The organism is Pseudolabrys sp. FHR47, from assembly GCF_005153485.1.
GTDB lineage: Bacteria > Pseudomonadota > Alphaproteobacteria > Rhizobiales > Xanthobacteraceae > Pseudolabrys.
Genome location: NZ_CP039740.1, coordinates 1,063,582 through 1,086,042 on the forward strand (window position 1 = coordinate 1,063,582; position 22,461 = coordinate 1,086,042).

General features: G+C 65.6%; 21 protein-coding genes. 13 read left to right on the forward strand and 8 right to left on the reverse strand.

The window, feature by feature from the left end; all coding sequences use genetic code 11:
• Positions 1-155: 155 nt before the first annotated feature.
• The 3 genes from E8Q40_RS05255 (at position 156) to E8Q40_RS05265 (ending at position 2,806) form a co-directional block, all read left to right on the forward strand.
• Positions 156-425 carry a bacteriocin gene (locus E8Q40_RS05255; protein ID WP_137043387.1) on the forward strand — a complete coding sequence of 90 codons (270 nt, stop codon included), beginning with the start codon at positions 156-158 and terminating at the stop codon, positions 423-425.
• Between the two features lie 129 nt (positions 426-554).
• Complete coding sequence (locus E8Q40_RS05260; RefSeq protein WP_137043388.1) at positions 555-1,613, forward strand: GTP-binding protein; 1,059 nt, start codon at positions 555-557, stop codon at positions 1,611-1,613.
• Positions 1,614-1,795: 182 nt separating this feature from the next.
• Complete coding sequence (locus E8Q40_RS05265) at positions 1,796-2,806, forward strand: WD40 repeat domain-containing protein (protein WP_137043389.1); 1,011 nt, start codon at positions 1,796-1,798, stop codon at positions 2,804-2,806.
• Positions 2,807-2,883: 77 nt separating this feature from the next.
• On the opposite strand, the gene E8Q40_RS05270 is transcribed toward E8Q40_RS05265, so the two are convergent.
• The 4 genes from E8Q40_RS05270 to E8Q40_RS05285 form a co-directional block, all read right to left on the reverse strand.
• Positions 2,884-4,320 (reverse strand): homospermidine synthase, encoded by a 1,437-nt coding sequence (locus E8Q40_RS05270; protein ID WP_137043390.1) that lies wholly within the window; start codon positions 4,318-4,320, stop codon positions 2,884-2,886.
• Between the two features lie 104 nt (positions 4,321-4,424).
• A complete protein-coding gene (locus E8Q40_RS05275; RefSeq protein ID WP_137043391.1) occupies positions 4,425-5,003 on the reverse strand; it encodes a GNAT family N-acetyltransferase in 579 nt (192 codons plus the stop codon).
• Positions 5,004-5,126: 123 nt separating this feature from the next.
• Positions 5,127-6,269 carry a type III PLP-dependent enzyme gene (locus tag E8Q40_RS05280; RefSeq protein WP_137043392.1) on the reverse strand — a complete coding sequence of 381 codons (1,143 nt, stop codon included), beginning with the start codon at positions 6,267-6,269 and terminating at the stop codon, positions 5,127-5,129.
• A 538-nt stretch (positions 6,270-6,807) separates the two neighbouring features.
• Positions 6,808-7,050 (reverse strand): hypothetical protein, encoded by a 243-nt coding sequence (locus tag E8Q40_RS05285; protein WP_137043393.1) that lies wholly within the window; start codon positions 7,048-7,050, stop codon positions 6,808-6,810.
• A 129-nt stretch (positions 7,051-7,179) separates the two neighbouring features.
• Here E8Q40_RS05285 and E8Q40_RS05290 point away from each other — a divergent pair, with 129 nt between their 5' ends.
• The 8 genes from E8Q40_RS05290 (at position 7,180) to E8Q40_RS05325 (ending at position 18,350) form a co-directional block, all read left to right on the forward strand.
• Positions 7,180-9,018 carry a heavy metal translocating P-type ATPase gene (locus tag E8Q40_RS05290; RefSeq protein ID WP_137043394.1) on the forward strand — a complete coding sequence of 613 codons (1,839 nt, stop codon included), beginning with the start codon at positions 7,180-7,182 and terminating at the stop codon, positions 9,016-9,018.
• A 109-nt stretch (positions 9,019-9,127) separates the two neighbouring features.
• Positions 9,128-9,631 (forward strand): ferritin-like domain-containing protein, encoded by a 504-nt coding sequence (locus tag E8Q40_RS05295; RefSeq protein ID WP_137043395.1) that lies wholly within the window; start codon positions 9,128-9,130, stop codon positions 9,629-9,631.
• Between the two features lie 188 nt (positions 9,632-9,819).
• A complete protein-coding gene (locus tag E8Q40_RS05300) occupies positions 9,820-11,871 on the forward strand; it encodes a M3 family metallopeptidase (protein WP_137043396.1) in 2,052 nt (683 codons plus the stop codon).
• Positions 11,868-13,463, forward strand: coding sequence for a gamma-glutamyltransferase family protein (locus E8Q40_RS05305; protein ID WP_137043397.1), 1,596 nt, complete (start codon positions 11,868-11,870; stop codon positions 13,461-13,463). Before E8Q40_RS05300 ends, E8Q40_RS05305 begins: the two co-directional genes overlap by 4 nt.
• Before the next feature lie 824 nt (positions 13,464-14,287).
• Positions 14,288-15,244 (forward strand): cation diffusion facilitator family transporter, encoded by a 957-nt coding sequence (locus E8Q40_RS05310; RefSeq protein WP_137043398.1) that lies wholly within the window; start codon positions 14,288-14,290, stop codon positions 15,242-15,244.
• Positions 15,245-15,336: 92 nt separating this feature from the next.
• A complete protein-coding gene (locus E8Q40_RS05315; RefSeq protein WP_137043399.1) occupies positions 15,337-15,987 on the forward strand; it encodes a DUF1007 family protein in 651 nt (216 codons plus the stop codon).
• A gap of 45 nt (positions 15,988-16,032) precedes the next feature.
• A complete protein-coding gene (locus E8Q40_RS05320) occupies positions 16,033-17,151 on the forward strand; it encodes a nickel/cobalt transporter (protein ID WP_137043400.1) in 1,119 nt (372 codons plus the stop codon).
• 158 nt (positions 17,152-17,309) lie between these two features.
• On the forward strand, positions 17,310-18,350 hold the full coding sequence (locus E8Q40_RS05325; protein ID WP_137043401.1) for a nitronate monooxygenase family protein: 1,041 nt from the start codon (positions 17,310-17,312) through the stop codon (positions 18,348-18,350).
• Here the strand turns inward: E8Q40_RS05325 and E8Q40_RS05330 are convergent.
• The 4 genes from E8Q40_RS05330 to E8Q40_RS05345 are packed head-to-tail and all read right to left on the reverse strand — an operon-like array spanning position 18,324 to position 20,510.
• Complete coding sequence (locus E8Q40_RS05330) at positions 18,324-18,704, reverse strand: nitrile hydratase accessory protein (RefSeq protein ID WP_137043402.1); 381 nt, start codon at positions 18,702-18,704, stop codon at positions 18,324-18,326. The two genes, E8Q40_RS05325 and E8Q40_RS05330, sit on opposite strands and share 27 nt — an antisense overlap.
• Entirely contained in the window at positions 18,704-19,363 is a 660-nt protein-coding gene (gene nthB / locus E8Q40_RS05335) for a nitrile hydratase subunit beta (protein ID WP_137043403.1), read from the reverse strand. The genes E8Q40_RS05330 and nthB overlap by 1 nt, the downstream gene beginning before the upstream one ends.
• On the reverse strand, positions 19,360-19,995 hold the full coding sequence (gene nthA, locus E8Q40_RS05340; RefSeq protein ID WP_137043404.1) for a nitrile hydratase subunit alpha: 636 nt from the start codon (positions 19,993-19,995) through the stop codon (positions 19,360-19,362). The genes nthB and nthA overlap by 4 nt, the downstream gene beginning before the upstream one ends.
• A 41-nt stretch (positions 19,996-20,036) precedes the next feature.
• Positions 20,037-20,510 carry a nucleoside deaminase gene (locus tag E8Q40_RS05345; protein ID WP_137043405.1) on the reverse strand — a complete coding sequence of 158 codons (474 nt, stop codon included), beginning with the start codon at positions 20,508-20,510 and terminating at the stop codon, positions 20,037-20,039.
• 70 nt (positions 20,511-20,580) lie between these two features.
• Between E8Q40_RS05345 and E8Q40_RS05350 the strand changes: the two genes are divergently transcribed.
• Both E8Q40_RS05350 and E8Q40_RS05355 read left to right on the forward strand, forming a co-directional pair.
• Positions 20,581-21,096 (forward strand): TRAP transporter small permease subunit, encoded by a 516-nt coding sequence (locus E8Q40_RS05350; protein WP_137043406.1) that lies wholly within the window; start codon positions 20,581-20,583, stop codon positions 21,094-21,096.
• Positions 21,083-22,456, forward strand: coding sequence for a TRAP transporter large permease subunit (locus E8Q40_RS05355; RefSeq protein WP_137043407.1), 1,374 nt, complete (start codon positions 21,083-21,085; stop codon positions 22,454-22,456). Before E8Q40_RS05350 ends, E8Q40_RS05355 begins: the two co-directional genes overlap by 14 nt.
• Positions 22,457-22,461: the final 5 nt, after the last annotated feature.

A 22,461-nucleotide genomic window follows, 5' to 3' on the forward strand; every position in this document is an offset into this window, starting at 1 on the left:
AATCGTTAATCGGTCAGCGGTAACACGTCCGTTCGGCGCAGGGCCGCCGGAACCCAAGCGCGCTTTCGGGCATTACCGGGGCGGGCCATATTGCGAACTCAATCTGACGGCCTGTTTCGCGTCTTACGTCAATTCGACATCCCGGGAGAATGAACATGCTCAAGAAGGTGTTGGTGGTGGGTGCCTTGGCCCTCGCACTCGGCGGTTGTGAAACCGCGCGGCAGGATCGTATGGCGGGTGGCGCCCTGATCGGCGGCGGCACTGGCGCGCTGATTGGCGGTCTCGCCAGCAGGTCGGCTGGCGGCGCGGTTGCCGGTGGTCTGATCGGTGCTGCGGCCGGCGCGATCATCGCGGACGCGACCCGTCCGGGCCGCTGCTACTATCACGACCGTTACGGCCGCCGTCACTACGTGCGCTGCCGCTAAGATTTTTTCCATTCGACGGACGGAAAGGCCGCCTTCGGGCGGCCTTTTGCGTTTCGGAGCGCGAAAAGAGCGCTTTTGCACCTCCCGCTGCGAGCCCTTATATGTGCGCGGCAAGGGAGCCCATTTCTCATGACCGACGCCAATTCCGCGGCCGATCCGGCCGGCAAGATCCCCGTCACCGTGCTCACCGGCTATCTCGGCGCCGGCAAGACCACACTGCTCAACCGCATCCTGACCGAGCCGCACGGCCAGAAGTTCGCCGTCATCGTCAACGAATTCGGCGAGATCGGCATCGACAACGACCTCGTCGTGGACGCCGACGAGGAAGTGTTCGAGATGAACAATGGCTGCATCTGCTGCACGGTGCGCGGCGACCTCGTCCGCATCATCGATGGCCTGATGCGCCGCAAGGGCAAGTTCGACGCCATCATCGTCGAGACCACCGGGCTCGCCGATCCGGCCCCGGTCGCCCAGACCTTCTTCATGGACGAGAATGTCGGCGCCAAGACCAAGCTCGATGCCGTCGTCACGGTCGCCGACGCCAAATGGCTCAAAGATCGCCTTAAGGATGCGCCGGAGGCCAAGAACCAGATCGCCTTTGCGGACGTGATCGTGCTCAACAAGGCCGATCTTGTCACGCCCGCCGAACTCGACGAAGTCGAGGCGCGCATCCGCGGCATCAATCCTTACGCCACCTTGCATCGCACCGAACGCGCCAAGGTCGCCATCAAGGACGTGCTCGGCCGCAACGCCTTCGATCTCGACCGCATTCTCGAGATCGAGCCGGCCTTCCTCGAAGCCGACGATCATGACCACGATCATCATCACCATGATCATGACCACGATCACGGCCATCACCACCATCATCACGGCCTGAAGCACTATCACGACGAGGAAATGCAGAGCATTTCAGTGTCGTCGGACAAGCCGCTCAACCCGGACAAGTTCTTCCCGTGGATTCAGGAACTGGTGCAGACCGACGGCAAGGACATCCTGCGCTGCAAGGGCATCCTGTCGTTCAAGGACGACAACGAGCGTTTCGTCTTCCAGGGCGTGCACATGATCCTGGACGGCGATCACCAGCGCAAATGGAAGGACAGCGAGGAGCGCATCAGCCGCGCCGTCTTCATCGGCCGCCATCTGCCGGAAGAGAAGATCCGCAAGGGTTTTGAGAGCTGCGTAGCTTGATGAGTTGCCGCACCCTCTCTTCACCTCCCCCTGGAGGGGGGAGGTCGGTTCGCGTTAGCGAACCGGGAGGGGGTGACCTTCTCAATTGAAGCTGTCAAATATCACCACCCCACCCCGACGCGCTTCGCGCGTCGACCCTCCCCCTCCAGGGGAGGGTGAAGGGCGCAAGCGGCGCGACACTCATGACCGACCCAACCTCCACCATGCTCACGCTCGCCGACCGCGCGCGCATCGTTTCCGAAGCCGAAGGCCAGGCGATTGTCGGCGTGCATTTCCTGCGCCAGACGCCGGTCTTCGTGCTCGGCGAGGAGGCGCTGCTGTTTGCGCCGGCCGAGAAGCGCACGCGCGTTATGGTGCATGACGGCGGCATCCTGGCGAGCGCCGCCGGCCCGCTGCGCATCGTCACCGGTGGCGACGACGGCAAGCTCGTCGCCACTGACAAGGACGGCAACACCGAGACGCTCGCCACCGACGAGCGCAAGCGCTGGATCGATCAGGTCGCGCTCGGCCCCGATGGCGCGGTGGCGTGGTCCACCGGCAAGATCGCGCGCGTCCGCACCAGCAAGGGTGAGGTCCGCGAAATACAGGCGACGTCGACGGTCGGAGGCCTCGCTTTCTTTCCCAAGGGCTTTCGCGTTGCCGTCGCGCACTACAATGGCGTGACGCTCTGGTTTCCCAATGCCGCGGGCGCCAAGCCCGAGACCTTGGAATGGAAGGGCTCGCATCTCGGCGTCACGCTGAGTCCCGACGGCCGCTTCCTCATCACCCAGATGCAGGAGCCGACCTTGCACGGCTGGCGGCTTGTCGACTCCAAGCACATGCGCATGTCCGGCTATTCGGCGCGCGTGCGCTCGCTGTCGTGGTCGCATGACGGCGGCTTGCTGGCGACCTCCGGCTCCGAGCAGCTCATTCTTTGGCCGTTCGATGGCAAGGACGGCCCGATGGGCAAGCAGCCGACCATGTTCGCGCCGTCGCCGTCACGCTGTACCCGCGTGGCTTGCCATCCGAAGCAGCCGGTCACCGCGGCGGGATTCGCCGACGGCACGGTGCTGCTGGTGCGTCTCGAGGACGGCGCGCTCATCCTCGCGCGCGAGGCTGACGGCCAGCCGATCAGCGCCTTGTCGTGGGATCAAAGCGGCCAGGTGCTGGCCTTTGGTACCGAGCAGGGCGACGCAAGGGTGTTGACGCTGTAAATTCTTGTAGCCCGGATTTCGCTGCGCTCATCCGGGCTACAAAAAAAGGCGGCCCGCAGGCCGCCCTTTTTATTTCCTTACCCCACCAGCACGTTCTTGAATTGCCACGGGTCGGACGTGTCGATGTCCTCGGGGAACAGCCCGGGGCGGCCGGTCAGCGGCGTCCACTCGGTGTAATAGCCCTTCACCGGGCCGAGATAAGGCAACTGGATTTCCAGCAAACGATGGAAGTCCATCTCGTCGGCTTCGACGATGCCCTCGTTCGGGTGCTCCAGCGCCCAGACCATGCCGCCGATCACCGCCGACGTGACCTGTAGCGCGGTGGCGTTCTGATACGGCGCCAGTTCGCGCGTCTCCTCGATGGAGAGCTGCGAGCCGAACCAGTAGGCATTCTTGCCGTGGCCGTAGAGCAGCACGCCAAGCTCGTCGATGCCGTCGACGATCTCGTCTTCCTCGAGGATGTGGTGCTTCTCCTGCATCTTGCCCGAGCCGAACAGCTCATGCAGTGACAGCACCGCGTCGTCCGCCGGGTGATAGGCGTAGTGGCAGGTCGGCCGGTAAACGGCCTTGCCCGTTTGATCGCGCACCGTGAAATAATCCGAGATCGAGATCGACTCGTTGTGCGTCACCAGGAAGCCGTATTGCGCGCCGCGCGTCGGGCACCAGGTGCGCACGCGCGTGTTGGCGCCGGGCTGCATCAGATAGATGGCGGCCTGCGATCCCGTCTCATGCGTATGCGCGTTCGCCGGCATCCACTTCTCGTGCGTGCCCCATCCGAGTTCGGCCGGCTGCATGCCTTCCGACAGGAAGCCCTCGACCGACCAGGTGTTGACGAATACTTCCGGCGGCTTCGGCTTGTTGCAGCGCTGGGTGTCGCGTTCGGCGATATGGATGCCCTTGACGCCCGCATGACGCATCAGGTCCGCCCATTCGCCCTTGGTCTTCGGTTCGGGCACGTTGAGCTTCAGGTCCGCCGCGACGTTGAGCAACGCCTGCTTGACGAAGAACGACACCATGCCGGGATTGGCGCCGCAGCACGACACGGCCGTGGTCGAGCCCGGCTTGCGCGCCTTCTTGGCGGCGAGCGTTGCCTCGCGCAGCGCATAGTTCGAACGCGCCGCCGCGCCCTTCGACTTGTCGAAGTAGAAGCCGAGCCACGGCTCGTTGACCGTGTCGATGTAGAGCGCGCCCAGTTCGTTGCACAGCTCCATGATGTCGACCGAGCCGGTGTCGACCGACAAATTGACGCAGAAGCCCTGGCCGCCGCCCGCGGTCAGCAGCGGCGTCAGGATCTCGCGGTAATTGTCGCGGGTCAGGCCCTTCTGGATGAACTTGACGCCGTGCTTCTCGCAGAGCGCCTTGCGGCCCTCGTCCTTGGGGTCGAGAACGACCATGCGCGACTTGTCGTATTTGAGGTGGCGCTCGATCATCGGCAGCGTGCCTTTGCCGATCGAGCCGAAGCCGACCATCACTATGGGTCCGGTGATCGTGGCGTAGACGGGCCAATCGGTCATTTCTAATTTCCTCCAGATAATCAGGTCGTGATAGCCGCCCTGTGTGACAAACGGAAGGGACGCCCCGCTGTGGCGGAGCGTCCCATCGTCAGGTCTGCCGAGGTTTACGCGGCGCGCGGACGCGCACCACGAAGACCGTTGGCGCGGGCATCCTGCGCCACGAGTTCGTGGAGGTCCGGCGTCGGGGCCAAACGGCCGGCCGGCGCGATCATGCCGCGGGCGTCGTCGAGCGCGCCGGCAGTCAGCTCGCGGCCGAGCAGGCGGCGGCGTTCGAACGGGCCGGGCATCCACAACGCACCGGTCTTCTCGCCGGAGAAGCCGAAGCGGTTGTAGTATTCCGGGTCACCGACCAGCACGATGGCGTCATGGCCGAGCTTGCGCGCCGTCTGGATCGCGCGGCGCACCATGGCGCCGCCGAGGCCCTTGCTCCGGCAGTCCTCCGCCACGGCCACCGGGCCGAGCAGCAGCGCCCGGCGTCCGTTGCCGATCGAGACGTCCCACAGGCGCGCGGTACCGATCACGCGGCGGCCTTCCGCGGCGATGAAGGACAGGCCTTCGGCCGGCAGGCGGTCTTCGCGCAGGCGTTCGGACGACTTGCGATAGCGGGTCTCGCCGAACGAAGCGTCGAGCAGCGCCTCGCGCGCGTCGAAATCGGCGAGCCGTTCGTGGCGAATCTGGATCATGGTCGTACTCCTTCCCCGCTCAAGGCGCGTGCGTGCACGCGCGCGATGAGCGCCGTCAGTTCAAGTTCGGAGGAAAGGGGGAGGCGGAGAACCGCCTCCCTTAACGCTCAGATCGCGGAGCGATCAGATGTGGATCGTCTTCAACGGCGGGAAGCCGTTGAACGCCACCGCCGAGTAGGTCGACGTGTACGCGCCGGTGCCTTCGATCAGCAGCTTGTCACCGATCTCCAGGCTGACCGGGAGCGGGTAGGGCTGCTTTTCGTACAGCACGTCGGCCGAGTCGCAGGTCGGACCGGCGAGCACGCACGGGGCCAGGATGTCGCCGTCACGCGGGGTCTTGATCGCGTAGCGGATCGATTCGTCCATCGTCTCGGCGAGACCGCCGAACTTGCCGATGTCGAGGTACACCCAGCGCACGTCGTCTTCCTCGCTCTTCTTGGAGACGAGAACGACTTCGGTCTCGATCATGCCGGCGTTGCCGACCATGCCGCGGCCCGGCTCGATGATCGTTTCCGGGATGCGGTTGCCGAAGTGCTTCCGAAGCGCCTTGAAGATGGCGTTGCCATAGGTCTTCACCGTCGGCACGTTCTTCAGGTACTTGGTCGGGAAGCCGCCGCCCAGGTTGACCATCGACAGGTTGATGCCGCGCTCGCCGCACTCCTTGAACACCGACGCCGCCGAAGCGAGCGCACGGTCCCAGGCATGCTGGTTGCGCTGCTGCGAACCGACATGGAACGACACGCCGTAGGGCTCGAGGCCGTTGCGGAGCGCGTGCTCCAGGACATCGACGGCCATTCCGGGCTCGCAGCCGAACTTGCGCGACAGCGGCCATTCGGCGCCGGCGCAGTCCGACAGGATGCGGCAGAAGACCTTCGAGCCGGGGGCGGCGCGCGCTACCTTCTCGACCTCGGCCTGGCAGTCGACCGCGAAGAGACGGATGCCGAGCGCGTAGGCGCGCGCGACGTCACGTTCCTTCTTGATCGTGTTGCCGAACGAGATGCGATCCGGCGTGGCACCGGCCGCGAGCGCCATCTCGATCTCCTGGACCGAGGCGGTGTCGAAGCACGAGCCGAGCTTGGCCAGAAGCGCGAGCACTTCCGGCGCCGGGTTCGCCTTCACGGCGTAGAACACGCGCGTGTCCGGCAGCGCCTTGGCGAAGGCGTTGTAGTTGTCCTTGACCACGTCGAGGTCGACGACCAGGACGGGGCCTTCGTCGATGCCGCGCTCGCGGCGGTCGCGCAGAAACTCACGGATGCGCTCGGTCATTGGCGCAAACTCCCAGCTCAAGGGGCGACGTCCGTCGCCCGGATGATGCGTTTGGGAGCCTCGAGCAGGTGCGCTTTGGGGACGCAGCCGTGCCGCAGGCTCTTAACCGCTAGGTGCTGCCGTGAGATTGGTGGGGGATCCCCGCCGCACTGTTGGCAAAGATGGACAAGCCTCGTCGGTAACCCGTCGCTGGCGGTGGAAGGCCAGCAGAGACCAAAGAAGCCCGCTCCGTCGTTGCTTTAAGTCGCGTCCCCTGCGGAGAGCAGAGTGCGCCGGTTTCGCCTCCGGCTGCCAATCAGAAAACTTGAGGCTACTTACTTCTCCCGTAGGAGGAGCTCGCTTGCCTCAGGCGGCTGGCGGGCCTCTTGTCCCGCTACCTACCGATTGACACACGACCACAGGCACGTGCGAAATTGGGCAAGAGTGGAAATAACACCTTTCGCGCTGGTTGCAAGCGAATTTCTTCGCCGCGCGACAATTCATCCTTAACTTTTGGCTGAGTGGTCGCTGCTTCGTCGCCGAACGACGCGGCGTCGCGTTACGAGCGCGACGTAAACGGCTCGATGCGGTGCGCGAAGCGCACGAACTGTGTCATCACGACGAGACCGCCAAGCACGAAGGCGACGTCGAGGATGCGCTGGCCGGTCGTGCCAAGTTCGAACAAGGTGGCGAGCGCCCAGGAGCCGGCGAAGGCCGCGCCGAACACCTCGGCGCCGATCAGAATCGCCGCCGAGACGACGGTCGACACGTTGAGCCAGTTGATGCGGCGGCCAGTAGCCATCTCATTCTCCTCTTGAGCGGGCGCAATCTCTCCGAATTGGCCCCGCCGATCAAGCCCGCTGGGCCGACCCGATGGCAGCGTTTGATCTGCCTCATGGGCAAAATGAGGCGAACCGTCCAGAGTGTCGCCATGACACAAGACCCGTTTGTCAGCCGTTTGCGGCCTTTTTTGGTGGTCTGGCCCCTGATCGGGCTCGCCGCCGGTCTTGCCGCGCGTTGGGCCGGCCATGACGGCCTAGCCTCCGCCCTCTGGATTGCGGCCAGCGCGCCGGTCCTCGCCGTGCTGCTCGCCGAGATCGTGGGCGGACTGCGGCGCGGGGACTTCGGCCTCGATATCGTCGCGGCGCTGTCGATGTCGGCGGCGATCGTCATCGGCGAGCACCTCGCCGCCGCCATCGTCGCGCTGATGTATGCCGGCGGCCAGTACCTGGAGGGTTTCGCCGAGCGGCGCGCCCAGCGAGAGATGACGGCGCTGCTCGCCCGGGTGCCGCGCAGCGCGATGCTCCATGTGGACGGCGCGCTGGAAGAGGTGCCGGTCGAGCGCATCGAGCCGGGCGACCGGCTGCTCGTCCGCCGCGGCGACGTGGTGCCGGTCGACGGCCGGGTCGCCGGTGGTGTCGCCGTGCTCGATCAGTCGGCGCTGACCGGGGAATCGATGCCCGTGCGCCTCGGCGACGGCGACGACGTGCTCAGCGGCTCGACCAATGCCGGCGACGCCTTCGACCTGGAGGCCACCCGCACTGCCGCCGACTCGACCTATGCCGGCGTCGTGCGCCTCGCCGAGGAGGCGCAGCGCTCGCGCGCGCCGATGGCGCGCATGGCCGACCAGTACGCCATGGTGTTCCTCGGCGTGACTGTCCTGCTGGCTGGCCTGACGGGCTGGCTGACCGCCGAGCCGGTCCGCGTCGTCGCGGTGCTGGTGGTGGCGACGCCGTGCCCGCTGATCCTCGCCGTGCCGGTGGCGCTGATGGCCGGCATCTCGCGCGCCGCCAAGAGCGGCATCCTGATCAAGAGCGGTAAGGCGCTGGAGATGCTGGCCCGCGTGCGCGCTCTGGTCATCGATAAGACCGGAACATTGACCGCCGGCACCGCACACATCGTCGATACCCACGTCGCGCCCGGCATCTCGCCGTCCGAACTGCTGCGCATGGCCGCCTCGCTCGATCAGGCCTCCAAGCACATCATTGCCGAAACCCTGGTCGCGGCGGCGCGGGCACAGGGGCTGGCGCTGTCGGTTCCGACCACGGTCGAGGATACGCCCGGTGCCGGCCTGACCGGCCGGGTCGACGGACGGCTGGTCTCGGTTGGCGGCTTCCAATATGTCTCGGCTCGCGTCGGCGACGCCGAGCTGCGCAAGCTGAGCCGCGACCGGCACCCCGGCGCGGTCGGCGTCGCCGTTGCCATCGACGGCAAGGCCGCCGGCCTCATCATCCTCGCCGACACGGTGCGCGAAGGGAGCGAGGAACTGCTGCGCCGGCTGCGCGCGGGCGGTATCGAGCGCATCGTGCTGGCGACCGGGGACCGCATGGACGTCGCCCGCTTCGTCAGCACCGGCCTCGGCCTCGATCTGGTGCGCGCCGACCTGACACCGGACCAGAAGGTCCTGGTGGTGCTGTCCGAGCGCAAGAACGGCCCGGTGATGATGATCGGCGACGGCGTCAACGACGCGCCGGCGCTAGCGGCCGCCGATCTCGGTGTTGCCATGGGCGCGCGCGGCGCCGCCGCGAGTTCCGAAGCCGCAGACGTGGTGCTGCTGGTCGATCATCTCGACCGCATCCTGCCGGCGATGGCGATTGCCCGCCGCTCGCGTGCCATCGCTCTGCAAAGCGTCGTCGTCGGCATGGGATTGTCGATCGCCGCCATGCTTGCCGCCGCCGCCGGTCATCTGCAGCCGGTCGAGGGCGCGCTGCTGCAGGAAGTGATCGACGTCGCCGTCATCTTCAATGCGCTACGCGCCTTGCGCGGCTGAGTTCCCCCACGCTTTTGTGTCGGAACAGGAACGTGCCTGCTTCTCGTGCATTGACAGCACGACCGGGCGCGCCGGCTTCCACAAAACCGCTGTGAACAAGGAGGACCCCATGGGCCTGTTCAGCAAAGATATCAAGACCATGGACGATCTGTTCGTCCACACCCTGAAGGACATCTATTACGCCGAAAACCAGATCCTGAAGGCGCTGCCGCAGATGATCGAGAAGGCGAGCGACTCCGGCCTCAAACAGGGCCTGCAGGCTCATCTCGGCGAGACCAAGAACCATGTTTCGCGGCTGGAACAGGTGTTCAAGATGCATGGGGTGAAGGCCGAGGGCGTCGATTGCCCGGCCATCGACGGCATCATCGAGGAAGCCAATGAGATCGCCGGCGAAGTCGAGGACAAGAAGGTGCTCGATGCCGCCATCATTGCCGCCAGCCAGGCCGTCGAGCATTACGAGATGACCCGCTATGGCACGCTGATCGCCTGGGCCAGGCAGCTCGGCCGCAATGACTGCGCCAGTGTGCTGGAGCAGACGCTGAAGGAAGAGAAGGCGGCCGACATGAAGCTGACCGGCCTCGCCGAGCGCGGCATCAACGCCAAGGCTGCGTAATTTGGCTGCGTGATTTGGCCGCCTGATTGGCGTCGCAAAGTGCTGCCCGCGTGCGGGCAGTGAGATCGCCCGGTCAGGCAGGACGCCGCGGCGATCCGGAAAGGCCCCGGCCGATATGGCGCGGGGCCTTTCTGTATGCTGCCCCCGGGAGGCTTCTATCTGACGCCCGCATGGCCTAGATCAGGAGCATGACAAACACCGCCACGAATCCCCTGCTCGCCGACTGGACGGAGGCCTTCGGCCTGCCGTCCTTCAACGACCTCAAGCCGGAGCACTTTCGCCCGGCCTTTGACGCCGCCCTCGCGCGTCATCGCGCCGAGATCGACGCCATCGCGGCCGACAAGGCCGCGCCCACCTTCGCCAACAGCATCGAGGCGCTGGAGAAAAGCGGCCGGGACCTCGACAAGGTCGCCAATGTCTTCTTCATCAAGGCCGGCGCCGATACCGGCGACGAGATCGAGGCCATCGAGCGCGATATCTCGCCGCTGCTCGCCCGCCATTCCAGCGCGCTCTATCTCAATCGTCAGCTCTACGCCCGCATCGCCGACCTCTACGCCCGCCGCGACACGCTTGGCCTCAACGACGAGCAGGCCCGTCTCCTCGACCGCATCCATTCGCGCTTCGTCCGCGCCGGCGGCGCGCTCGACAAGGACAAGCAGGACCGCCTCGCTGCCATCAATGAGCGTCTCGCCTCGCTCGGCACCCAGTTCGGCCAGAATGTGCTCGCCGACGAGAAGTCCTGGGCGCTGATCCTGGAGGAGGGCGATCTTGCCGGCCTGCCGGACTTCGCCAAGGCCGCGGCCGGCGCGGCGGCAGCCGATCGCGGCCATCCCGGCAAATACGCCATTACGTTGCTGCGCTCGTCCTGCGAGGGCTTCCTGCAATTCTCCTCACGCCGCGATTTGCGCGAGAAGGTGTTCGACGCCTGGATCAAACGCGGCGAGAATGGCGGTTCAACCGACAACCGCGCTTTGATCGCCGAGATGGTCAAGTTGCGCGACGAGCGCGCCAGGTTGCTCGGCTTTGCCTCCTTCGCCGACTACCGCCTCGAGGACCAGATGGCCAAGACGCCGGACGCGGCTCGCGAACTCCTGAACGAAGTCTGGGGCCGTGCCCGTGCCAAGGCCGGCCGCGAGCGCGACGCGCTGCAGGAAATGATCGCCGCCGAGGGTGGCAACTTCGCGCTGGCGCCGCATGATTGGCGCTTTTACGCCGAGAAGCTGCGCAAGGCGAAATACGATCTCGACGAGTCCGAGATCAAGCCGTATTTCCAGCTCGACAAGATGATCGAGGCCGCCTTCGACACCGCGACGCGGCTGTTCGGCCTGTCGTTCAGGCCCGTGACCGTGCCGCTTTATCATCCCGACGCCCGCGCCTGGGACGTGAGTGACGCCAAGGGCAATCATGTCGGCCTGTTCATCGGCGATTATTTTGCTCGCGCCTCGAAGCATTCCGGCGCCTGGATGACGTCGCTGCGCGACCAGCAGCGGCTCACCGGCGACACGCGGCCGGTCATCCTCAATGTCTGCAACTTCTCCAAGCCCGCGGCGGGCGAGCCGGCTTTGTTGTCCTTCGACGATGCGCGCACGCTCTTCCACGAATTCGGCCACGGCCTGCACGGCCTGTTGTCGAACGTGACTTACCCCACGCTCTCAGGCACCGCGGTGGCGCGCGACTTCGTCGAGCTGCCGTCGCAACTTTACGAGCACTGGCTGGAAGTGCCGGCGATCCTCGAGAAATATGCCCGCCATGCGAAAACGGGCGCGCCGATGCCGAAGGCGCTCCTCGACAAGGTGCTGGCGACGCGCACCTTCAATCAGGGCTTCGCCACAGTCGAGTACACTTCCTGCGCGCTGGTCGATCTCGACATTCATGCCAAGGGTGTCGCCGACAAGCTCGACGTTACGCAATTCGAGAAGGATCGGCTGGCCGCCATCCAGATGCCGGCCGAGATCGTGATGCGGCATCGCCTGCCGCACTTCCAGCATCTGTTCTCCGGCGATGGTTATGCCGCGGGCTATTACTCGTACATGTGGTCTGAGGTGCTCGACGCCGACGCTTTCGAGGCTTTTGAGGAAACCGGCAATGCCTTCGATGCCGGTACCGCCAAGCGGCTGCACGATTTCATTTACAGCGCCGGCAACCTGCGCGACCCGGCCGAGGCCTACAAGGCCTTCCGCGGCAAGCTGCCGTCGGTCGATGCGCTGTTGAAGAAGCGCGGGCTGGCGGACGCGGCATGAATCTCCACACCGCCGGCCATCGCCGTGGCGTCGTCGCCGCGCCGCATTCCGCCGCCGTCGAAGACGGCCGTGCCATTCTCGCCGAGGGCGGCAACGCCATCGAAGCGATGATCGCCATGGCGGCCTCGATCGCCGCCGTCTATCCGCACATGAACCATATCGGCGGCGACGGCTTCTGGCTGATCCGCGAACCCAATGGTCGCGTGCGCGCCATCATGGGCGCCGGGCGCGCCGGCGCGAAAGCGACTATCCGTTTCTACCGCGATGCCGGCCATCACGAGATGCCGACGCGCGGGCCGCGCGCTGCGCTCACCGTGCCCGGCGCCATCGCCGGCTGGCAACGGGCGTTCGACGCGGCGCGCGCGCATCGGGGCAAGCTGCCGCTCGATCTTCTGCTCTCTCCCGCGATCAAACATGCCCGCGACGGCTACAAGGTGACGCGCAGCCAGGCCGCGCTCACGCGCGACAAGTTCGCTGAGCTGGAAAAAGTGCCCGGCTTCCGCGAGGCTTTTCTGATCGACGGCAAGGCGCCGGACGAAGGCGCGACGATGAAGCAGCCGGCTTTCGCCGCGACGCTCGATCATCTCGCCAATGCGGGTCTTGCCGATTTCTATCGCGGCGATGTCGGTCGCGAAATGGCCGCCGACCTCGAACGCATCGGCTCGCCGGTGACGCGCGAGGATCTCACGAAGTACGAGGCGCTGATCACCGATCCTTTGAGTGTCGCGGTCAGCTCGGGCACGCTTTATAATTCGCCGCCGCCGACGCAAGGTTTGGCGTCCTTGATCATTCTCGCGCTGTTCGATCGCCTGCGCGTCGCCGATGGCGAGAGCTTTGCCCATATCCACGGCCTCATCGAATCCACCAAGCGCGCCTTTCTGGTGCGCGACCGCGTCGTGACCGATCCGGATCGTGTCGAGGGTCCGCTGTCGCGGTATCTCGACGCGCCGTTCCTCGACGGCGAGGCGGCGACAATCGACATGAAGAAAGCCGCGCCGTGGCCCGATCCATCGGCGCGCGGCGACACCATCTGGATGGGCGCTGCGGATTCATCCGGCCTCGTCGTGTCCTACATCCAGTCGATCTACTGGGAGTTCGGCTCCGGCGTCGTGCTGCCGAAAACGGGCGTGCTGATGCAGAATCGCGGCGCCAGCTTCTCGCTGAATGACAAGGCGCTCAATGCGCTGGCGCCGGGCCGCCGGCCGTTCCACACGCTCAATCCGGCGCTCGCCGTGCTGAAGGATGGCCGCGTCATGGCCTATGGCACCATGGGCGGCGAGGGCCAGCCACAGACGCAGAGCGCGCTGTTCACGCGCTACGTTACCTACAAGCAGCCGCTCGAGCGCGCGCTCGATGCGCCGCGCTGGCTGCTGGGCCGCACCTGGGGTTCGTCGCACATGAATCTGCGGCTGGAGCGGCGCTTCGATGAAGACCTCATCGACCGGCTGGTCTCGGCACGGCACGACGTCGAAGTGCTGGACGCCGATTACTCCGACACCATGGGCCATGCCGGCGCCGTGGTGTTGCATGCGAATGGCACGCTCGAAGGCGGCCATGATCCGCGCGCCGACGGCGGCGCGGCGGGGGTGTGAGCTACCGCTCAAGGCTGTAGCCCGGATGAGCCAACGGGCCGGAGCGAAGCGTCGCCCGATGGCGAAATCCGGGGCGGTGCCTCTCGGCGTCATCGCCCGCGTAGGTGGGCGATCCAGCGTTTTTGGCGAATTAGAAAACACTGGGTCCTCCGCTTTCGCGGAGGACGACGGTGATTGTTGTCCCGGGTTTCGCTTCGCTTCACCCGGGCTACAACCGGTCGCACTCATTAGAAAATAATCCTTGACTATAATTCCTAGGATAGTATAGGCTCACCCCGTCCTGCTCGGCCGAGGGCGTCATCTAGAGGCGTCTTTTTGACGGAGCAGGGCGCGGTGCCCGCGGCCGGGGGAGGTAACGCAACCTCCGGGCTCGGGCGGCGACGGGGCTCCGCCCGGAGGCACTATGACCTCCTGCAAGGAGCTTGCTGATGGTGAGCGCTACCCGCGAAAGCGGATCAGCCGCCAGAAGCGCGGCCCGTCATCGTAACGACACCGCGATGGAGCGCCGCGGGGCGCGGGTTTCTCCGATCGCAAGGAGAGACCGCGCACCGCAAGGTGCGAAATCAAAAGAGCGCCTCGCGGCGCTCCATCCCCTCGGCGTCTCCGAGGGGAACGGAAGGGAAGGCAGGCCGCCCCGGGCCTTCAAGAACAGGGGCGATGAAACACGCCTGCTGTTTGATAATTGAATCGCATGCAGCGCGGCGTTCTCGCTTCCCCTCTCCCTCAAGGGGAGAGGGGAAGCGCGTCTGACGCGCTCGCCATTCTTCATCAGCGTTCTACTATCACGTTCTAGTATTCGTTTTCGTGCGCGCTATGTCAGTCGCATGCCGCACGACCATTCTCATCTCCATGATCACGCTCATTCGCACAGCCACGGTATCGGCGGTCATCATCACGCGCCGACGAATTTCGGCCGCACCTTCGCGATCGCCACCGGCCTCAATGTCGCGCTGGTCGTTGCGCAGTTCGGCTTCGGCCTGTGGGCCAATTCGCTGGCGCTGATTGCCGACGCCGGCCACAATCTCAGCGACGTCATGGGGCTGGTGCTGGCCTGGGCCGCCTTCGCTTTCGCCGGCTGGCGGCCGTCGAGCGGCTACACCTATCAGATGCGCGCGGCCTCGATCCTTGCCGCGCTGGCCAACGCCCTGTTGCTCATCGGCGCGGTGGCGGTGATTTCCTGGGAAGCGATCGAGCGCTTCGCCGCGCCGCAGCCGGTCGCCAGCGGCACGGTGATGCTAATTGCCGCCGTCGGCGTCGCGGTCAATGGCGCGTCGGCCTGGCTGCTGAGCCGCGGCAGCAAGTCCGACCTCAACATGCATGGCGCTTTCCTGCACATGGTGGCGGATGCCGCCGTATCCGTCGCCGTCATCGCCGCCGGTTTCGGCATCTGGCTGACCGGCTGGCAGTGGCTCGACCCGGCGGTGAGCCTTCTGATCTCGGTCGTGATCCTGATCGGCACCTGGCGGCTGCTCCGCGACTCGCTGCGGCTGACGCTCAACGCCGCGCCGCGCGATATCGACCCGGCCGTCGTGCGCGGATACCTCGAAGGCTTGCCGGAGGTCGCCGGCGTTCACGACCTGCACATCTGGGCCATGAGCACGACCGAGAACGCGCTGACGGCGCACCTCGTTACGCCGGCTGGCCATCCGGGCGACGCCTTCCTGCATAAAATCGCGGCCGAGCTGGAGCACCGTTTCGGCATTGGTCACAGCACCGTTCAGATCGAGATGGAAGATCGGGGCGCCTGCGCCACCGCCTGCCACGCGGCGGCGGCCCGTTAGCCCTGTTTCGGCCGGCCGCCCCGTTTCCGCCGCAGACTGTGCTAATGGTGGCGCCTTATTCGGACCCGGACAGGCTCGCAAACAGGATTCCTATGACCGGCTCTCGCTTCCTCGCCGTATTGGCCGCCGTCTACGGCGTCATCATTGCCGCCGGGCCGGCCCACGCCCACCCCCATGTCTGGGTGACCATGCAGTCCGAGCTGGTCTATGCGCCCGATGGCACCATCACCGGCATCCGCCACGCCTGGGCCTTCGACGACATGTTCTCGGCCTTCGCCACGCAGGGCTATGAGAGCAAGGTGAAAGGCCAGTTCACCCGCGAGGAGCTGCAGCCGCTGGCGCAGGTCAATGTCGAGTCGCTGAAGGACTACGATTATTTCACCTACGTGAAGATCGACGGCAAGAAGGTGAAGCTCAAGGAGCCGGCGCCCGGCTATTATCTCGACTGGAAGGATGCGGTGCTGACCTTGCACTTCACGCTGCCTTTCGAGCAGCCGGCGAAGACGCGCGAGATGGTGGTCGATGTCTACGATCCGTCGATCTTCGTCGATTTCTCTTTCGCCAAGCAGAACCCGGCCAAGCTGGTTGATGCTCCGGCGGGCTGCAAGCTCGACGTCGCGCTGCCGCGCGAGATGACCTTTGCCGAGGGCAAGGCGCTCAGCCAGATACCGGCCGATCAGCCCAATGTCGCGATGGCCATCGGCGCCGAGTTCGCCAACAAGATTCTCGTGCACTGTCCTTGAGCTGCATCTGATTAGTCGCGGGGCGGCGATCCGGGGAAATCTTCGATGATTTGGTTCGCACGGCGCTCCGCCTTCACGCAATCGCTTCTGCTTGTCGCCATTGTCCTGGGCATCGCCGGGCTGATCGACGCGGCATTGGCCGCGCCGTTCGGCGCCGCGGCGGGCGGCGCGCCGCAGCCGGTCGACGGCTTCACCGGCTGGATTCTCGCCGAGCAGGCGCGTTTCTATCGCATGCTGTCGGGTGCGATCCGCGCCGCCAAGGCGGACGGCACGGCGGCCATCGGCCTGATGGGCATCTCGTTCGCCTATGGCATCTTCCACGCCGCCGGCCCGGGCCACGGCAAGGCAGTGATCTCGTCTTATCTCGTCGCCAACAACGAGACCTGGAAGCGCGGCATTGCACTGTCCTTCATCTCGGCGGTGCTGCAGGCCGTGACCGCCGTCGCCATTGTTGGCATTGCCGCCGTGCTGCTGGGCGCGACGTCGAAAGTCATGGGCGACACGGTGCGCATCATCGAGATCGTCAGCTATGGCCTCATTGTTCTGATCGGCCTGCGGCTGGTCTGGGTCAAAGGCCGCGCTTTCCTCAAGCTTCTGGTGCCGCAACAAGAGGCGCAACTGGCGCATGCGCACGCGCATGGTGGCGACCATGGCCATTCGCATGTCCATACGGAAGCCTGTGCGCACGGTCACCACCATCACGGTCCGCACAGCCACCACGATCATCATCACCACGCGCATGCGCATGATCATGCGCATGATCACGACGACGGCCACGCCTGGGGTCATGCCCATGCGCCGGAGCCGAGCGAGCTGACCGGCAAGCACTGGCTGCGCCGCGGCCTCGCCGCCGTCGTCGCCGTCGGCCTGCGGCCGTGTTCGGGCGCGATCATCGTTCTCGTCTTCGCGCTGGCGCAGGGCATTTTCTGGATCGGCATCGCCTCGACCTTCGTGATGGGCATCGGCACCGCCATCACCGTCTCGGCCATCGCCATGCTGGCGGTCGCGGCCCGCGGCGTCGCCGGCAAGATCGCCGCCACAAAGTCCGGCGGCGGTCTGTTGCTGCTGCGCGGCATCGAAACCGCGGCCGCATTCGCCATTGTCATCTTCGGCGTGCTGCTGCTCACTGGCTACATGGTGAGCGAGCGCATGATCGGCGTTTGATGAAGGTCAATCATCCCATCGCGCATTTTTGAGGCTGCTATCGCCGAAGGAGAATGGCAGGCTGTGCGCCGCGCCATTAGAGCATGATCCCGAAAAGTGGAAACCGGTTTTCGGAAAAGATCATGCTCAAACAAAAAGCGCGAGACAGGGAGGGCCTCATGGCGGGTGAGTTTCTGCGCAGCATCGGTGTCGATCATCCCATCGTGCTCGGCCCTATGGCCGGCGGGGCCGGGTCCCCGGCGCTGGTCGCCGCGGTGTCGAATGCCGGCGGGCTCGGCTCGTTCGGTGCGGCTTATCTCTCGCCGCAGCAGATCCTCGATACGGTGAAAGAAATTCGCGGGCTGACATCGAAGCCCATCGCGCTCAATCTGTTCGCCGGCGGCTATGAGCCGGATCGTGTGGTCGATCCCGCGCCGATGCTGGCGGTGGTGGCGAAAGCGCATGAGCGGCTCGGCCTGGCGCCGCTTGTGCTGCCGCCCAATCCGACGTCGCCGTTCGATGATCAACTTGACGCGATCATCGAGGCAAAGCCTGCGCTCTTTTCCTTCACCTTTGGTATTCCATCGGCCGATGCGATGGCGCGGTTGCGAAAGGCGGGCATTCCGACCTGCGGCACCGCGACGACTTTGGAGGAGGGCAAGGCGCTCGCCGACGCCGGCGTCGATGCCATCGTCGCGCAGGGCGAGGAAGCCGGCGCGCATCGCGGCACGTTCCTGCGCTCCGCCGAGGAGTCGATGGTGCCGACACTCGACCTCACCCGCGCCATTGCGCCCACGACCAAACTGCCGGTCTTCGCGTCTGGCGGTCTGATGGATGGCGCCGATATGAAACGGACCTTCGAGGCGGGCGCGCAGGCCGCGCAATTCGGCACGGCGTTTCTGCTGTGCCCGGAAAGCGGCATTCCCGAGCCGTACCGCGCCGCGCTGCGCAAGCGCGACGACACCACCGTGATCACGCGAGTCTATTCCGGTCGCGCCGCCCGCGGCCTGCGTAATCTGTTCATCGACGAATGCGACGGCGTGCCGGTGCTGCCGTTCCGCCAGCAGAACGATTTGACGCGGCCGATGCGCACCGAATCCGGCAAGAAGGGCTTGCCGGATTACATCTCGCTGTGGGCGGGGCGTGGCGTCACGCGCGCGCGCGAAATGCCGGCGGCTGAACTGGTGCGAACTTTAATGGTGGAAGTCGGCGGGCGTTAATTCGATCGGCTTGCCGTGCGGCGTGCGATCGCAGGCGTGCTCCCAGGCATGGCGATAGTCGTGCAGGGTATCGCGCGAGGCGACGCCTTTCTCGGCGACCAGCCGCTCCAGCGCCGCCAGCCAGTGCAGATAATAGGTCTCGCCGGTGTCGGGATCGCCCGCCGCTTGCGCGCGCTTGATCTCGTCGCTTAGCGTCGCCGCCCATTCCGGCCAGGTAAAAACGCCGCGTTCATGCAGCGCCAAAGTCATGGCGAAAGCCTGCGCCTGCCACGGCTCCTTGAACACGGGCCCGTCGTCGTCCTGCGGCACGCCCGGCACTTCGCGCGCCGCCTTCAATGCTCCGGCGCGGTCCATCAGGCCTTCTCCAGATAGGGCTCGAAAGCCTCGATCGACACCTTCAGCGTCGGGTCGGCGTCGTTGCCCCACAGATCGCGGGCGTCGAACACCACGGTGTAGAGCCATTGCGGATGATCGCCCTGGCCATGCGCATTGGTGTCGGGGAAGACGTGACAGCCGTTGATGCGCTCGACCACGCCCGTGTGGCCGCGGACGTAGCGGGGCAGGCGTGTGTGCGTCAGCGGATTGATGTTCTTTGCGCGCACTCTGTCGCCCGGCTTGAAGATGGCCGGACCCTGGGGCTGTCGGTCGAAATTGGCGCGCGTCTCGCAACGCTTGACATCATCGAGCGTGAACGGGCCGCGTGCCAGCGGCGGGCTCGGATGCAGCGAATGGCCGGCTTCCAGTTCGTCGGCACCGACCAGCTTGCGCTCGACGAGCTGGTTCGCGAAGGCGAGAAACCACTTCTTGTAATAGGAGCTGGCGAGATAGACCTCGGGCGGCAGCGACTCGCGGGCAAAACGCTGCGAGTCGATATTGAGGCCGCCATTGGTGCCGATGGCGCGGACCATGGCCATAACGCGGCCTTCCCACGTTTCGTGGAATGTCGGCTCGTTGGGTTCGGCCTCGACTTTTCCAAAGCCGTCCATGCCGCCCATGTCATGAACGCCGTTCATGACGTCAGCTCCGCCGGGTTCTTCGGCAATCCCGTGCCGATCATGGAATCGCGGGTGACGAGTTCGGCGAGTTGCTCCTCGCTCCAGCCATCGGTGCCGGCGGGACGCATGGGCAGCACGATGAAACGTGTCTCCGCGGTCGAATCCCAGACGCGGATTTCAATGTCCTTCGGCAGCGTGACGCCGAAGTCGGCGAGCACGCCGCGCGGGTCTTTCACCGCGCGGGAGCGATAGGGCGAGGCCTTATACCAGACCGGCGGTAGGCCGAGCATTTCCCACGGATAGCAGGAGCACAACGTGCATACGACCATGTTGTGCCGCTGAGGCGTGTTCTCGACCGCGATCAGATGGTCGCCGGTACGGCTGACATGGCCGAGCGTGTTGATGGCCTTGGTGGCGTCGTCGAGCAGTGCCTGCTTGAAGGCCGGATCGGTCCAGGCTTTGGCGACGACACGCGCGCCGTTGCGCGGGCCGATCTTGGTCTCGTACATCTCGACAATCGCGTCGAGCGCCTTGGGATCGACGTAGCCCTTCTCGGTCAGGATCGTCTCCAGCGCGCGGACGCGCAACTGCGTTTCCGACAGCTCGGAATGGTCGTGGTCGTGATGATGGTGGTCGTGATCGTGTGCCATGGCGGCAGTCTAACGTGGCCGGCGGCGGCGCGAAAGGCGCCTCACTCCCAAACGCCGTCGTGCAGTTCCGCCGCCTCATCCTCGAGCAGCGGCCCGATCACCTCGACCTTGCGCTGACCGGCGGCGAACACGGTGCGGCAGGGCAGGGACAAGGTCGGATTTTCGGGATGGTTGCCGGTAATGGTCTTGAGCCGCTCCTCCGACAAGCCATAGACGACGCGGCCGATGCCGGCCCAGTAGATGGCGCCGGCACACATCGCGCAGGGTTCGGCCGAGGAATAGATGGTGCACTCGGCCAGTTCTTCCGGCTCGAAGGTCTTGCAGGCCAGCGTTGCCAGCAGCCGCTCGGCGTGGCCGGTCATGTCGCCATCGGGCAGGTAGCCGTTCTCGACCTCGAGCAGCACCTCGCCGTTGGCGTCGGCCAGCACGGCGCCGAAGGGATGATTGCCATTGTCCATGGCGCGTTCGGCGACATCGAAAGCGAGCCGCAACAGGTCTTCATCGGAGGCCGACATTCAAAAGGCTTTCAAAGGAATACTCCCGGGTCGCATCGCGCGGCGCCGGCTGCTATGTCATCATAGCATCATGAACCGGATTGCGGACACAATCGACAGCGTCTCGGCATTTATCGGCCGCGGTGTGGCATGGCTGGCACTGGTCATCGTACTGCTGCAGTTCGCCCTCGTGGTGGCGCGCTATCTGTTTGGCGTCGGTTCGATCTGGGTCACCGAAAGCGTCACCTATGGCCACGCCGCGCTCTTTTTACTGGCCTCGGCCTGGACGTTGTGCAGCGGCGGCCATGTCCGGGTCGACATATTCTACGCCGATGCCTCGCCGCGCGCTCGCGCCCTGATCGATCTCCTCGGCGCGCTGTTGCTGCTCGTTCCGTTCGCGCTGGCGCTTTTGTGGCTGTCTGTGCCGTTCGCGGCGCGGTCCTGGGCAATCCTGGAGCGGTCGCAGGAAGCGAGCGGCTTGCCGCTGGTCTTCGTGCTGAAGTCGCTATTGCCCGTTTTCGCCTTGATGCTGGCGCTGCAGGGCATCGCGCAGGCGATCCGCAGTCTCGCCGTGCTGCGCACCGGGGAGCCGCATGTCGCTTCCTGAAATTTTCTCCATCCTGCTCGTCGTTGCCGCGGTAGCGGCTCTGCTGGTTGGTTATCCGGTGGCGCTGACTTTGGCCGGGGTGTCGCTGATCTTCGCGCTGCTGGGCGACGCGCTCGGCCTGATGAACATCGCCATTCTCGGCGCACTGCCGCAGCGCATCTATGGCGTCATGACCAATGATGTGCTGCTGGCGCTGCCGATGTTCATCTTCATGGGCGTCATGCTGGAGCAATCGCGCATCGCCGAGGAGCTGCTGGAGCGCGTCGGCCGGCTGTTCGGTCCGCTGCGCGGCGGTCTAGGCTACGCGGTCGTGCTGGTCGGCGCGCTGCTCGCGGCTTCCACAGGCCTTGTCGGCGCCACGGCGGTGACCATGGGCCTCATCATGCTGCCGTCGATGCTGCGTCACGGCTACGATCCGCGACTCGCCTCCGGCACGGTCGCGGCCTCGGCGACTTTGGCGCAGATCGTGCCGCCGTCGACCGTGCTGATCCTGCTCGGCGATCAGATCAACATCGCCTTTCAGGCGGCGCAGCTCGCCAAAGGCTCTTTCGCGCCGGACGTCGTCTCGGTCGGTGATCTGTTCGCCGGCGCGCTGGGACCGGGCCTGCTGCTGGTCGTACTCTATCTCGCCTATATCGCACTCGTCGCCTGGCTGAAGCCGGCCAGCGCGCCGGCCGTCGCCACGACCGATTTGCCGCAGGGCAGCCTGCTCGAAGTCCTGCTGGCGCCGGTCGTGCTCATTGTCGCCGTGCTCGGCTCGATCCTGTTCGGAGTCGCGACACCGACCGAAGCCGCCTCGGTCGGCGCGGTCGGCGCGATCCTGCTCGCTTGGCGGCGCGCGCCGCTCTGGCCGATGCTGCGGCCGGTGGTCGACAAGACGGCGCAGATCACGGCCATGATCTTCCTCATCCTGATCGGCGCCACTCTGTTCAGCCTGGTGTTCCGCGCCCTCGGCGGCGACGACATGGTCTCGCATGCACTCACCGATCTGCCGGGCGGCGCTAGCGGCGCAGTGCTGATCGTGATGCTGGCGGTGTTCCTGCTCGGCTTCGTCATGGATGCGTTCGAGATCATTTTCGTTGTCATCCCGATCGTCGCGCCGGCGCTGCTGAAACTGCCGGGCATCGATCCCGTCTGGCTCGGCATCATGATCGCGGTGAACCTGCAGACCTCCTATATGCACCCGCCGCTCGGGCCGACCTTGTTCTTCCTGCGCGGCGTCGCGCCGGCGGAAATCGCGACCCGGCACATCTATGTCGGCATCATCCCCTTCGTGGCGATCCAGCTTTTCGCGCTCGTGGTTCTGTGGTTCTGGCCGGGGCTTGCCACCGCGCTGCCGCACGCGTTTTATGGGCGGTAGAGACA

Bases quoted from the DNA above. Each gene is read 5' to 3' on its own strand.
- E8Q40_RS05330 (WP_137043402.1), bottom strand. From the start codon at position 18,704: ATGGACCGCGCCGGAGCATTGAAGGCGGCGCGCGAAGTGCCGGGCGTG.
- E8Q40_RS05270 (WP_137043390.1), bottom strand. From the start codon at position 4,320: ATGACCGATTGGCCCGTCTACGCCACGATCACCGGACCCATAGTGATG.
- E8Q40_RS05275 (WP_137043391.1), bottom strand. From the start codon at position 5,003: ATGATCCAGATTCGCCACGAACGGCTCGCCGATTTCGACGCGCGCGAG.
- E8Q40_RS05305 (WP_137043397.1), top strand. From the start codon at position 11,868: ATGAATCTCCACACCGCCGGCCATCGCCGTGGCGTCGTCGCCGCGCCG.
- E8Q40_RS05260 (WP_137043388.1), top strand. From the start codon at position 555: ATGACCGACGCCAATTCCGCGGCCGATCCGGCCGGCAAGATCCCCGTC.
- E8Q40_RS05320 (WP_137043400.1), top strand. From the start codon at position 16,033: ATGATTTGGTTCGCACGGCGCTCCGCCTTCACGCAATCGCTTCTGCTT.
- E8Q40_RS05355 (WP_137043407.1), top strand. From the start codon at position 21,083: ATGTCGCTTCCTGAAATTTTCTCCATCCTGCTCGTCGTTGCCGCGGTA.
- E8Q40_RS05285 (WP_137043393.1), bottom strand. From the start codon at position 7,050: ATGGCTACTGGCCGCCGCATCAACTGGCTCAACGTGTCGACCGTCGTC.
- E8Q40_RS05315 (WP_137043399.1), top strand. From the start codon at position 15,337: ATGACCGGCTCTCGCTTCCTCGCCGTATTGGCCGCCGTCTACGGCGTC.
- nthB (WP_137043403.1), bottom strand. From the start codon at position 19,363: ATGAACGGCGTTCATGACATGGGCGGCATGGACGGCTTTGGAAAAGTC.
- E8Q40_RS05265 (WP_137043389.1), top strand. From the start codon at position 1,796: ATGACCGACCCAACCTCCACCATGCTCACGCTCGCCGACCGCGCGCGC.
- E8Q40_RS05300 (WP_137043396.1), top strand. From the start codon at position 9,820: ATGACAAACACCGCCACGAATCCCCTGCTCGCCGACTGGACGGAGGCC.
- nthA (WP_137043404.1), bottom strand. From the start codon at position 19,995: ATGGCACACGATCACGACCACCATCATCACGACCACGACCATTCCGAG.
- E8Q40_RS05310 (WP_137043398.1), top strand. From the start codon at position 14,288: ATGCCGCACGACCATTCTCATCTCCATGATCACGCTCATTCGCACAGC.
- E8Q40_RS05345 (WP_137043405.1), bottom strand. From the start codon at position 20,510: ATGTCGGCCTCCGATGAAGACCTGTTGCGGCTCGCTTTCGATGTCGCC.
- E8Q40_RS05325 (WP_137043401.1), top strand. From the start codon at position 17,310: ATGGCGGGTGAGTTTCTGCGCAGCATCGGTGTCGATCATCCCATCGTG.
- E8Q40_RS05350 (WP_137043406.1), top strand. From the start codon at position 20,581: ATGAACCGGATTGCGGACACAATCGACAGCGTCTCGGCATTTATCGGC.
- E8Q40_RS05255 (WP_137043387.1), top strand. From the start codon at position 156: ATGCTCAAGAAGGTGTTGGTGGTGGGTGCCTTGGCCCTCGCACTCGGC.
- E8Q40_RS05280 (WP_137043392.1), bottom strand. From the start codon at position 6,269: ATGACCGAGCGCATCCGTGAGTTTCTGCGCGACCGCCGCGAGCGCGGC.
- E8Q40_RS05295 (WP_137043395.1), top strand. From the start codon at position 9,128: ATGGGCCTGTTCAGCAAAGATATCAAGACCATGGACGATCTGTTCGTC.
- E8Q40_RS05290 (WP_137043394.1), top strand. From the start codon at position 7,180: ATGACACAAGACCCGTTTGTCAGCCGTTTGCGGCCTTTTTTGGTGGTC.